This is a genomic window from Aliagarivorans marinus DSM 23064, assembly GCF_000429485.1.
Classification (GTDB): domain Bacteria; phylum Pseudomonadota; class Gammaproteobacteria; order Enterobacterales; family Celerinatantimonadaceae; genus Aliagarivorans; species Aliagarivorans marinus.
This window is the reverse complement of the sequence record NZ_AUBY01000009.1, coordinates 67684-79709: the sequence shown is the minus strand read 5'-3', so window position 1 is coordinate 79709 and position 12026 is coordinate 67684. Positions and strand designations below refer to the sequence as shown.

The following is a 12026-nucleotide window of genomic DNA, read 5'->3' as shown; positions in this document are numbered from 1 at the left end:
TTGAGCGCCCTGCCATTTACCCAAGCCAGCGCATTGCCCGAGGCCTATGAAGCCTCGATTCTGCCCTACTGGCAGCAACACAGTCAGCAATACCAGATTGAAGGACAAGCTGGCCTGAGCATCAACTACTACCTGCTCAGTGCCCCCTTCCCCAGCCAGCAGTTAATGGTGATATCACCGGGGCGCAGTGAAGCCGCCATCAAATATCAAGAGCTGGCCTTCGACTTTGCTCAGCAAGGCTACGACTGTTTGATTGTCGACCATCGTGGCCAAGGCTTCTCAGAGCGAGAATCTGACCAGCAAGAACTCGGTGATGTCGCCAAATTCGATTACTACGCCGACGACCTGAACCAGATCATCCAGCAGCAAAGCAAGCGCGTCGCCTACCAACAGCAAGTGCTGCTCGCCCATTCAATGGGAGGCTGTATTGCCGCACGCTATCTACAGCTCTACCCCGGTCATATCGAGGCGGCGGTTCTATGTGCACCGATGTTTGGGATCAATACTGGCGTTGTGCCACAACCCATCGCCAAAGTACTGGCCAAGACCTTGTCTACACTGGGTCGCTTGTTTAAACAAAAGCCACGTTATGCCCCGGGGCAAGGCGCCTACAAGGAAAAGCCTTACCAAGACAACGAGCTGAGCCGCTGCCCTGAGCGCTATCAGAATATGTACTCGCAATATCAGCAGAACCCGCTGATCCGCTTAGGTGGGCCAAGTAGCCGCTGGCTAGCACAAAGCTTTGAGACGATGAGTCAGGCCATCAAGCAAGCCGACCAGATCCAGATCCCCTTGCTGGTCTTACAGGCAGAGCTGGATAGCGTGGTCACCGCCGCGGAGCAAGACGCCTTTTGCGCCGCCCGTGGCGAGCAAGTGGTGGTGATCAAGCAAGCCCGCCATGAGATACTGTTCGAACGTGACGAACTACGAAACCACGCCTTGGAGAGAGTCAGCCAGTTCTTTGCCGATCCCCCAAGCCGCTGATGCCTGTTTGGAGATCTCGATGCAACGCCTTATTGTCAGCGACCTAGACGGTACGCTGCTAAACCAGCACCACCAACTTAGCGCGCGCAACCGCGACACCATCCGTCGCCTGCACCAGCAGGGCCATCACTTTGCCATTGCCACCGGCCGCCATCACTGCGATGTTCAGCACATCGCCGCGCAGATCGGCTTTCCGATGTACTTAATCACCGCCAATGGTGCGCGGGTGCATAATCCTCAAGGCGAAATCATCCACCGTGCCGATCTCGCGCCCTCGCTGTTCCACGAACTACTGGCCTTTAGCGCCAGCTTCCCAGTGCTGCGCAACGCCTACTGTGAGGATGAGTGGCTGGTCGAGCAAGAGAATCCTTTGGCGCTGGCCTACACCGAAGAGTCGGGCTTCGTCTATCGACTCTGCGCACTGGCATCCCACCCCGGTAATCACATCAGTAAGCTGTTTTTCGTTGCCGAGCCAGAACAATTGCTATCATTAGAACAAGCACTTAAGCAGCAGTTTGGCAATCTTATCAGTGTCACCGCTTCGATGAGCAACTGCCTCGAGGTGATGTCGCCAGAAGTCAGCAAAGGCGCTGCCTTGCAGTTCTTGTTAGAGCAACAACAGCTAGGCGCTCAAGACTGCATCGCCTTTGGCGATGGCATGAACGATGTCGAGCTGCTGCAAGTTGTGGGTACCGGAGTGGTTATGGCAAATGCCTCTGAACGACTAAAGCAGCGCCTGCCGCATCTTCCGCAAACCACCAGTAACCATCATGATGGTGTGGCCAACTACTTAGAGGCCACGTTCAACCTTTAACGGATTAAGGGAATGACCATGCTGCCTCAACTGCCTCGTTTGCTGCTATCGCTCAACGCTGCGCTAGTTATTTTCGCTTCCTCAGCGCTGGCCACTGAGACGGTGAGCAGCGATAACCAAACCTTGGTCAGAGGCATCTTGGTCGAGCAGGGCAGCGATTTTGTCGTCAAAGGGTGTGATGAGCAGCGCTACTCATTGGCGTTAACCCTCCAAGATAAACAGTTGCTAGCGGAGTTTCCGCGCTTTACTCGCCCCTATGTGGAAGTACAGGGTGTATGGCAAGAGCAGCAGCTCAGCGCGTTACGCTGGCAGCATATCGCCCCAGAAAGCCGCGGCTGCCAGCAACAGCGAACCCGTATTACCGCCATGGGCAATGAGCCGGGCTGGCGAGTCACGGTTGACCCGTCGCAACTTCGCTTAACCAGCATCAACGGCGAAGCAAGCGATGCCTTACTCGACCAAGGCGTTAGCCAACAGGGCATGTACTGGCGCGGCCAGCAGTATCAGCTACAGATTAGCCAAGGGGCCTGTCGTGGCACCATGGACGGCGCTTATTTTGCCTATCAAGCCACCCTGCAAACGCCTGAGCGCGAGCTGAACGGCTGCGCGCTACTGCCCTTCGCCACCGAGCCACAAGCGCCAGCGACGGCTTCCTTACCCTCTCAACCAGCACTGCCGGTACAGGCTGAGGCCGACAGCCTTACCACACTTGATGCCAGTAGCGCTGCCAACCCCAAGGTGGAGGCGGCCTTACAACGTTACTTTGAACTGCACCGAACCACGCCCAAGGGCGAGCGTTATCAGTGGTGGGAGTATGATCTCAACGGCAACGGAGTGGCCGAACTGCTGGTGTATGTCAACTGGTGTGGCAGCGGCGGCTGCACCCTGCTGACCTTCGAACAGCAAGACGGCCATCACCGCTTTGTCAGCCGAACCACCTTGGTACACAGCCCGCTGATTATCTCGGCGAACAGCCACAACGGCTGGCAAGATCTGTTGCTTCAAGTATCTGGGGGTGGTGCCAACCCGGGAATCGTGGCGCTGCGCTACGATGGCTTTAGCTATCCACTCAATCCATCAATCCAGCCACGACTCAGTCAGCCTTTTCCCTACAGTGGTGTCAGTTTGCGCGCCCAGCCGTTTGCTCAGGGAGTAGGTCAGCGCCTTTATTGAACGAGAGCCTCTCAGTGGTGATGATCATCATGCGCCTCATGATGATTAGGCTCTGACGCCTGCGTATCAGGGCCACTGTGAGGCTGTACATGATGGTCCAGCAATGGATGACTACGCAGCCATTCCACTAGTTGCCGTTGCTTAGCTGTCAACGGCTGACGACTCACCAGTTGTAAGGGACGTCGCAGCTGATAGTCCTGGTAACCCGGCTTATGCCCCTCAACCGACAACATCTTTACGTTCTCATCGCGACGAAAAACGACTTGGGCATGCGCCATCCACGTCACACCGCCGGATACTCGCGACACCTGCTGAACAAGCTGTTCAACCCCTGCGAATACCGCGTGATGGTTTGACAGAGATGCCTCACCACCTAGATGCCGATGCATAAACTGCGACGTACTATCCTGATCTCCCAAGCTCATCCAGGAAACAGGAGCCACAAAACCTAACGTGTGCCAGGTCATATCGCCTTGATACAACGATTGGAGTTGCAGCATGCTCACTTGCTCCACAGGATTGGCCTCATTGACTAACACCGCGACATCGTCTTCTGCGAAGTGATATTGAAGAAGCCCACTAGCTAGCTCCTCCTCGCTGAGCGGGCGAGATAGCATTGCCAACACATCTTGAGAGTGGCTATCCAGCTTTGCCATCCCGACATGCTCGCCACCGGCTCGGATTACAATATCGATGCCCAGTTCTTGCTCGATCTCCCAAGTATGTGGCTGCAGGTAGGCATATACCGTATCCGAGCCAACCAGTACCAAGCGCTCTGCAAAAGCCAAGGTAGAGTGTGAGACGAATAGCAGTAAGGTTAACAACCAAGGTTTAGCTGAAGGGGTGTTGAGCATTTCCGTGCCTCTTTGTTGCGACAGTAACCAGCGGTGACACAACTCAGTATAGTCATTACAATGGCGCCTGATTTTGGGGGTAGATATGACTGAACACTTTGACGTAATCATCATTGGCGCTGGTGCCGCAGGGCTAATGTGTGCTGCACAAGCCGGCTATCGGGGCCGCTCGGTGTTGGTGATCGATAACGCCAAAAAGCCTGGCCGCAAGATCTTGATTAGCGGCGGTGGCCGTTGCAATTTCACCAACCTCAGTGTCAGCCCAGAGAACTACCTGTGTGGCAATCCCCACTTTGTGAAATCGGCGCTGGCTCGCTATCCCTCCAGCGATTTCATTGAGCTGGTTGAGCGCCATGGCATCGACTATCACGAGCGCGACCACGGCCAACTGTTTTGCGACGACAGCGCCAAACAGATTGTGGATATGCTGTTAACTGAGTGTGAGTGGGCTGGTGCTAAGCTGAGGATGCGCTGTGAGTTACTTGAGATAACGGCACTCGATGAGCAAGGTTTCGCCCTAAAAACCAGCAGCGGCGATCTGCAATGTGACTCGCTGGTCGTAGCAACCGGCGGGCTATCAATGCCTAAACTTGGCGCAACCCCGTTTGGCTATCAACTCGCCGAGCAGTTTGGCCACACGGTTACCGCAACCCGCGCCGGTCTGGTGCCGTTCACCTGGCATGCCGACACCAAGCAGCGTTTTGAGGCCTTATCGGGTATCGCAGTCCCCGCTACCATCACCGCCGAGAATGGCAAGCAGTTTAGCGAAGCGCTGCTGTTCACCCACCGCGGCCTGTCTGGCCCCGCAGTGTTACAGATCTCCAACTACTGGAAGCCTGGCGAAGCCATCCATATCAACCTGCTTCCCGGCCAAGATGCACCTGCGCTGCTGGAGCAGGTGCTCAGCCAGCACCCCAAACAAAGCCTGCGCAACACCATCGCCCAGTGGCTGCCCAAGCGCTTAGTGGAAGCCTTGTTTGATGAGACCCAGCTAGGCAAAGCTCTCAATCAGCTTGGCCACGGCGAGCGCGAAGAGATAGCCGCCACGCTGAATAACTGGCAGCTGGTGATGAATGGCACCGAGGGCTACCGCACCGCCGAGGTTACGCTCGGTGGAGTCGATACTGCCCAGATCAGCTCAAAGACCATGGAATCCACCCAAGTGCCGGGGCTGTATTTTATCGGTGAGGTGATGGATGTGACCGGCTGGCTCGGCGGCTACAACTTCCAATGGGCGTGGGCCTCAGGTATGGCCGCGGGCCTGGCTTGCTAACTCCTACATGCATGTGGATAAGCTTGTGAATAGCGCCTTAATATGGGGTTGATAGTGCGAGGATAAACTCACTTGCTGACACAAAAACAAAAGCCCGGGCAGTCTCTGAGATTACACGGGCTTTTAACTAACTGGCGATTGCCTAACTAGAACAAGACCCCACCGCATAGAGCGAAGAAGGCTATCACCCACGCGATATGCAGCTTCAACTGTTTGAGCATAAACATCCCCACCACGATCAGGGCCATATCCAGGTTTGAGCTTACCGCACTATCAAACACCGGAGTGTATAGTGCAGCCAGCAGCAGACCGACCACCGAGGCGTTTACACCTTTCAGCGCTCCGGCCACTCGCGGTTTCTGTGCCAGGCTCTGCCAGTTACCGATCACGCCAATCACTAGCAAGAAGCCCGGCAGGAATACCGCAAAGGTGGCGATCAGGGCACCGGCCAATGGAGCCGCTGGTAGCAACTCGTAACCAATGTAGGTAGCAAAGGTAAACATTGGACCGGGAACGGCCTGGGCGGCGGCGTAGCCAGTTAAAAACGCGTCTTGCGATATTTGATCGCCCACCAGATTCTGCAGCAATGGCAGCACCACGTGACCACCACCAAACACCATCGAACCGGCTTGATAGAATTCACTGAACAGCTCTACCCCGGGATGCAGGCCGGCCAACAGCGGCATACCCAGCAGCAAGGCGACAAACAACAGCAGCGCGCTTAGCTTGAACTTAGGTTGTTCGAAAGATGCAGCGGAGTCCGATTGCAACATAACCCACCCAACCAGCGCAGCCACCAGCAATACCCCCATCTGCGCCCATAGCGAGGGGAACACCAACAGGGCAACGGCCGTCGCCACGCACAACACCACCGTCAGACGCTGTTGGCAAAAGCTGCGGAACATCCCCATGGTGGCATCAGCCACTACCACCACAGCAAGCAGCTTCAAGCCATGCACCACGGCTTCGAACAGCGGCGCGCCGGCGATCTGATGACTCAGTACCGACAGCAGCAACATAATGATAATCGAAGGCAGGGTAAAGCCGAGGAACGCCAACCACGCCCCCAACATACCGCCCTTGCGGTAGCCGATGGCAAAGCCGACCTGACTTGAGCCCGGCCCCGGCAAAAACTGACTAAGCGCGACTAATTGGGCGTACTCTTCATCGCTCAACCAACCCAGCTTCTGTACGAAGGTTTGGCGAAAATAGCCGATATGCGCCGCCGGACCACCGAAGCTGAACCAGCCTAGTAAAAAGAAGGTTTTAAACAGGGTAAACATAACAACACCAACATGGATAACGATGTTGGCGATCTTGGCGAATCGACATTCATGAATCAAATTGGTAGTTTTAATTACTACTATTAGTAAAACAGGATTGCCTGTGAGCGAAATCGATTGGCGAAAAGTCGACTTGAACCTGTTGGTCGCATTTACCACCCTCTACCGCACGCGCAGTGTCAGCAGTGCTGCAACCAAGAGCTATGTGAGCCAGTCGGCGATGAGCCACACTCTGCAAAAGCTACGCAAGCTATTTGCAGATCCGCTGTTTGAACGACGCGGCTATCGCATGCAGCCCACCGAAAAAGCCGATCAGTTAGCGCCAGTCATCGAGCAGATACTTCAGCAGATCAGCAATGATGTGCTGCAACAAGAGCGCTTTGAGCCAGCCAGCTACCAAGGAGTAGTCAGGATTGGCCTGACCGACTACGCCGAGCAGGTGTTTGCGCCGATGATCTACGATCAACTGCGCCTGCAGGCGCCGCAGTGTCGGGTAAGCTTTATCAACGTTAACCGCAGCAACTACCAACAGCAGTTTGAAGCGCACAAGCTCGATGTGGTCATCGGCAGTATCTCGCCACTGGCCAAGGGCTATAGCTCTGAACACCTCTACACCGAGCAGCATGTCTGCCTCTACGACCCCGAAGTGCTATCGCTATCAGGCTCGATGTCACCCCAAGACTTTGCTGGCATCGAGCAAGTACTACTTAGCCCCGCGGGCGAATTTAGCTCACAGGTAGATAGAGAATTAGCATCACTAGGGCTAACACGACATGTTGTGGCAACGGCCAGCAACTTCCTGACTTTGGCCCGGCTTATTAAGGGGCGTCGCTTAATCTGCATCATCCCACGACTAATGGCCCAACAAACGCGCGCTCTGGAGTATGCCGCGCCCCCTATCCCGGTCAGTGACTTCGCCATTGCCGCCATTACCCTGAACCACAAACTCGCCAACGAGAAAAGCCGCTGGCTGCGTGCATTGTTGCAACAAGTGGTTTTTGCTGCTGATTGATTAGCCCCCGATCGTGCGGCTAACTCCGCTAAACGTCCGACAAAAATCAGCGACTACCAAGAAAAATGATTATTCTGTCACTGAAATACCAGCACGACTTGCAGTTCCCCCTTGGGTGATGGCACAGTAGGCAAAGCCAAGCGGGAACGGAGCGCCAACTGGAATGGCCCCGCCAGAAATTTATCCAAGGAGTAGTCAGTGGCTGCAGTCGAAATCCCCAATTCAAGCCTGAGTTTTGACCAGCAACTTAGCGTTTTACTCGAACAAAACGCGTGCTGTGTTTCGCCGGATGGGGAGCTGATTATTGGTACTCAGCTGCGCGAAGGCTATCAACCGCCGACCCTCTCGCAACTCGATAATGTCCGCCACGTTGCTTTTTGGTTGGGCGAGCAGGGCTTGGGTATCTTTCAAGCATTTTGCCGAAGCCCTTGGGCTGAGCAGATAGCCTGGCTGCGCTTTGGCAGCTCTACCGACGCCTTGGGTGGCGGCCGCGACTACGCCAGTTTTGTACAGGCCATGCAGCAGAGCGAATGGCCAGCCCTGGTAGGCCTCAGCCTTGGTGAAGTGGAACATTTTCAAAACACGGTGGGCGAATTTGGCCAACTCGGTGAGCTCAGCGCGCTACTGGAACAGTTGGCCAACTTGCAGGCTCTTGCGATACACGGACACTTCGAACTGGCGCGCCCCTGCCATCTGCCCCAGCTACGCGAGTTAAGTGTGGCGCTATGCGACGAAGGCGGCATTACCGATGTCGGCCTTAGCCAGCTCACGGTGAGTAACCTGCTTTCCTGTCGCTTAGATAGCGTTGAGCATCTGTACATCGATCTGGCGGAAAGCGAAATAGACGGCGGCTATCGGATCCCCTCGCAATGCTTTAGCGCCGATCAATGGCCATCTCTGCAAGAGCTGCTCATCAATGGCGAGTTTCGCTTCTCCGATCAAGCCAAGTTGCTACGTAGCCCCATTGCACAGCGCCCCAACCTGAGCCGACACTTGTTCGGTCATGCACATTGAACACCACCAAGGGATAGCGACGATGTTCAACGCTTAGGGCGAATCGCTTTGCCAGCAACCGCTCAGATCTCTACTTAATATCTGCATTAAATCAACTGCTTACTCTACTATAGTTGGTAGAATGCGGCTTCATTTACATGATCTGGTTACAGAATCAGCAACAATAACTAAACAGTACGCCAGAACTTAAGTATATTTAATGTATGTACCGAAGAGACAATCCCAACCCATGAGAAAGTTTAACGACTCGTTACCGCTCAAGCTGTTACGTACCCGCGACAAGCTAATGGGCTATTTTCGTCCGCTGTTTTTGCAGTATGAATTGACCGAACAACAGTGGCGAGTTCTGCGAGCACTCTACGAATATAAAGAGCTAGAGCCTTCTCAACTCGCCGAGTACTGTAATATCCTGACCCCAAGTATGACCGGCATACTGAACCGGCTGGAGCAGGCCGGGCACATCTATAAGCGCAAGGGCTCAGAAGATCGACGCCGCTTTGTGGTTGGCATGACTGCACCAGCACGGGATCTGTTCGACGACCTCAGCCCAGAGGTGGAAAAGTGCTATGACAAGATGCGCGCCGATATCGGCAATGACAAAGTCGACGAGTTAAGCGAGCTGTTAGATCAAGTGCTAGAGCGCCTCGATAGTCTGGAAGACTAGCCCCCGTTTAAAACCCAGGCCAACGGCTTGGGTTTTATCTATATATTTCAATAGATTAAAATATAGTTCCGCACAATGTGCTTAGAACACCTTATTCTGCAAATTATTTTTGTGCTTTTACTCAAAATCGCTAGTTAACCAGCATTTTTCACTCGAATACTTCGCTTTCCCTGTCTAAGTCAAAAGTTTATCAACTAGACTCAGCCCTGATTTTCACCTCCTTCAATCGAGGGATTACGCAAGCATTCTGGTAGTAGGCAGTAGAGGTATTCATGCAAAACAAAATCTGTATCGTCACCGGCGGCTCAAGAGGAATCGGAGAGGCCATCGTCACCAAGTTCGCCACTCAACAGGCCGAAGCCGTATTCGCCGTAGATATGAACATTGACGGCGCTAAGGCGCTGGAACAACGCTTCACCAACGTGCACCCCATTCAGCTTAACGTCACCGACGCGGGTGCCATCAACGACTTCATCGCCACTGTAAAACAGCGCTACGGCCGAGTAGATGTGTTGGTCAACAACGCTGGTATCACCCGCGACAACTTGATTCAAAACATGAGTGAAGAAGAGTGGGATTTGGTGTTAGACGTAAACCTGAAAGGCGTGTTCTTTATGACCCGAGCGGTCGCACCACTAATGATGGAAAACGATGCTGGCTCAATTATCACCATCGCATCGATTGTCGGTACTGATGGTAACGTCGGCCAGTCAAACTACGCCGCCACTAAGGGCGGAGTGATTTCGATGACCAAAGGCTGGGCAAAAGAGTTCGCCCGCAAAGGTGCCAAAGTCCGCGCCAACTGTGTCGCACCCGGCTTTGTTGAAACGCCTATGGCGAAAGAGGTCCCTGAAAAGATCCTCGATGCCATTGTTTCCAAAACTCCCTTGAAGCGCTTGGGCCAACCGGAAGATATCGCTAACGGCGTGGCTTTCCTGGCCGGCGATGAAAGCAACTTTATCACCGGGCAAACACTCAAGATCGACGGTGGTTTGGTGCTATAAGCCGTTTTAAGCATTCACTACATAATAAGAAAGGGGCGCAAAGCCCCTTTCTGTTTCTTGGCAATTAACAATCTACGCTGTTTCTGCTTCTTCTGCGTCAGCGGTTACCGGCATAATCGGCAGTTGCTGCAGCACATAGCTACCTGGCGCGGCTTGCAAGGAGTTCGCCTTATCAATCTGTCGTGCCTCGACATCTTCAGACTTCTCATCTTGCTTGTTCAACCACTCGGCCCAGTGCAACCACCACGAACCATCATGGTGTTCAGCGGTGTTGAACCACTCATCGGAGTCCAGCACCCGCTTGCCACCTTCCCAGTAGCCATATTTTTCTTTTGCAGGAGGGTTAACAACGCCTGCCACATGGCCTGACTCGCCTAACACAAAGGTCACGTTTGCAGAGAGCAGGTGGCTACCTTTGTAGGTGGTCTTCCACTCCGCAATATGGTCTTCGCGGGTCGACAAGAAGTAACACGGTGTTTTGACCTTACTTAGGTCAATGCCGGTGCCATGGATCTTGATCTCTTTTGGCGTGGTGAGTTTGTTTTCCAGATACAGCTCACGGATGATGAAGTTGTGGCAAGCTGCGGTCACATTGGTGGAATCGTTGTTCCAGTGCAGCAAATCAAAGTCCACTGGACTCAAGCCCTTGAGGTAGTTATCTACATAGTAATTCCAGTAGAGGCTATTCTCCCGCAAGAAGCTAAAGCTCACGCCCAGCGCCCGACCATCCATAAAGCCCATGGCGTTATTTTGCATCTCGAGGGCACTGACGATCGGCTCGTTGATGAACACACCAATCTCACCCGGCTGCGAGAAGTCCAAAATGGTGGTTAGCAAGGTGGCGCTCTTAATCCGTTGCTTCATACGCTTGCTGACCATGTAGGCCATCGCAATCGATAACAGTGTGCCGCCAATGCAGTAGCCCAAGGCATTAACATGGGCTTCGCCGGTCAACTGCTCGATTTTCTCCAGAGGCTCGATAATCCCCTGAGTCACGTAGTCTTCGAAGCCCACCTCGGCCATTGATACATCCGGGTTACGCCAGGAGATCAAGAACACCGTGTGGCCCTGCTCGACCAACCAGTTCACTAGTGAGTTCTTCTGGCGCAGGTCCAGAATGTAGTACTTGTTGATGAAAGGCGGCACGATCAGCATCGGTCGTAGCTTCACCTTGTCAGTTTTCGGGTGGTATTGGATAAGCTCCAATAGCTCATTGCGGAACACCACCTCACCGGGCGTACTGGCTAAGTCTTTACCGACATCGAAGGCATCTTTGTTGGTCATCCGAACCCGCAGCACTTCAGCGCTGGTCTGCAGGTCTTCTTGCAGCTGTTCCATTCCCTTAATCAGGTTGGCACCGTTTTGCTCCATGGTCAGTCGCAACAGTTCTGGGTTGGTTGCAATAAAGTTGGTCGGCGCAACAGCGTTAACCATTTGGCGAGTAAAGAAGGTCAAGCGAGCTTTAACATCGTCATCCAAGCCTGCTGTGTTTTTAATCATGTCCAACATATTGTTGGCGAGCAGCAGGTAGGATTGCTTGATCACATCAAACATCGCGTCTTCACTCCACATTGGGTCTTTGAAGCGCTTGTCACCTTTCTCGGGTTCAATAACGTTGCCGATTTCGGGGTCTGATGCTTTTAGAAATGAGCTTTGCCAGATCTGCATTTGGTCTTGCCACCACTTCATCTGGGTTTGCATCACCTTGGTTGGCTGGCGTGAAGCCTCGTCCATAAAGGTGCCCAGATCCTTGGCATTCACCTGCAGCATGGCTTTGTGTAATGGGTTATCTACGGTTGATTTTTCTTGAAAGGTCTTAAATAGCTGAGCATTACATTCGCAGAGCTTTTCGAAGAACTCGCCGTATGAAATTTCCGTTGACGGCATGCGCGCCTCCTACTAGTTGGTCCCTCAAATCAAGAAGGCCCCAACAGATAGAGGCTCCCGACTC

The 12026-nt window shown here is 53.6% G+C and carries 11 protein-coding genes; 8 read left to right on the top strand and 3 right to left on the bottom strand.

What is annotated here, in order from left to right; translation table 11 throughout:
* Genes G461_RS23025 through G461_RS25330 form a run of 3 tightly spaced genes read left to right on the top strand, consistent with a single transcriptional unit; the run spans position 1 to position 2971 of the window.
* The gene (locus G461_RS23025; RefSeq protein WP_035479006.1) at positions 1-984 is read left to right on the top strand and encodes an alpha/beta fold hydrolase; all 984 of its coding nucleotides are present in this window, start codon (positions 1-3) and stop codon (positions 982-984) included.
* On the top strand, positions 899-1798 hold the full coding sequence (locus tag G461_RS0102205; protein WP_245587134.1) for an HAD family hydrolase: 900 nt from the start codon (positions 899-901) through the stop codon (positions 1796-1798). The genes G461_RS23025 and G461_RS0102205 overlap by 86 nt, the downstream gene beginning before the upstream one ends.
* A gap of 18 nt (positions 1799-1816) precedes the next feature.
* Positions 1817-2971 (top strand): hypothetical protein, encoded by a 1155-nt coding sequence (locus tag G461_RS25330; protein ID WP_026970604.1) that lies wholly within the window; start codon positions 1817-1819, stop codon positions 2969-2971.
* An 11-nt stretch (positions 2972-2982) separates the two neighbouring features.
* Here G461_RS25330 and G461_RS0102195 read toward each other — a convergent pair whose 3' ends face one another.
* The gene (locus G461_RS0102195; protein WP_026970603.1) at positions 2983-3825 is read right to left on the bottom strand and encodes a substrate-binding domain-containing protein; all 843 of its coding nucleotides are present in this window, start codon (positions 3823-3825) and stop codon (positions 2983-2985) included.
* Positions 3826-3910: 85 nt separating this feature from the next.
* On the opposite strand from G461_RS0102195, the gene G461_RS0102190 reads away from it, so the two are divergent.
* Complete coding sequence (locus G461_RS0102190; RefSeq protein WP_035479001.1) at positions 3911-5098, top strand: BaiN/RdsA family NAD(P)/FAD-dependent oxidoreductase; 1188 nt, start codon at positions 3911-3913, stop codon at positions 5096-5098.
* 146 nt (positions 5099-5244) lie between these two features.
* Here G461_RS0102190 and chrA read toward each other — a convergent pair whose 3' ends face one another.
* Entirely contained in the window at positions 5245-6381 is a 1137-nt protein-coding gene (chrA, locus tag G461_RS0102185) for a chromate efflux transporter (RefSeq protein WP_026970601.1), read from the bottom strand.
* 103 nt (positions 6382-6484) lie between these two features.
* Between chrA and G461_RS0102180 the strand changes: the two genes are divergently transcribed.
* From G461_RS0102180 to fabG, 4 genes are all read left to right on the top strand, one after another.
* Entirely contained in the window at positions 6485-7393 is a 909-nt protein-coding gene (locus G461_RS0102180) for a LysR family transcriptional regulator (RefSeq protein ID WP_026970600.1), read from the top strand.
* A gap of 198 nt (positions 7394-7591) precedes the next feature.
* Entirely contained in the window at positions 7592-8407 is an 816-nt protein-coding gene (locus G461_RS0102175) for a hypothetical protein (protein ID WP_026970599.1), read from the top strand.
* A gap of 229 nt (positions 8408-8636) precedes the next feature.
* On the top strand, positions 8637-9071 hold the full coding sequence (hpaR, locus tag G461_RS0102170; RefSeq protein WP_026970598.1) for a homoprotocatechuate degradation operon regulator HpaR: 435 nt from the start codon (positions 8637-8639) through the stop codon (positions 9069-9071).
* Positions 9072-9343: 272 nt separating this feature from the next.
* Positions 9344-10075, top strand: a complete 732-nt coding sequence (fabG, locus tag G461_RS0102165) for a 3-oxoacyl-ACP reductase FabG (RefSeq protein ID WP_026970597.1) — start codon at positions 9344-9346, stop codon at positions 10073-10075.
* Positions 10076-10147: 72 nt separating this feature from the next.
* On the opposite strand, the gene phaC is transcribed toward fabG, so the two are convergent.
* A complete protein-coding gene (gene phaC, locus G461_RS0102160; protein WP_026970596.1) occupies positions 10148-11962 on the bottom strand; it encodes a class I poly(R)-hydroxyalkanoic acid synthase in 1815 nt (604 codons plus the stop codon).
* Positions 11963-12026 lie beyond the last annotated feature (64 nt).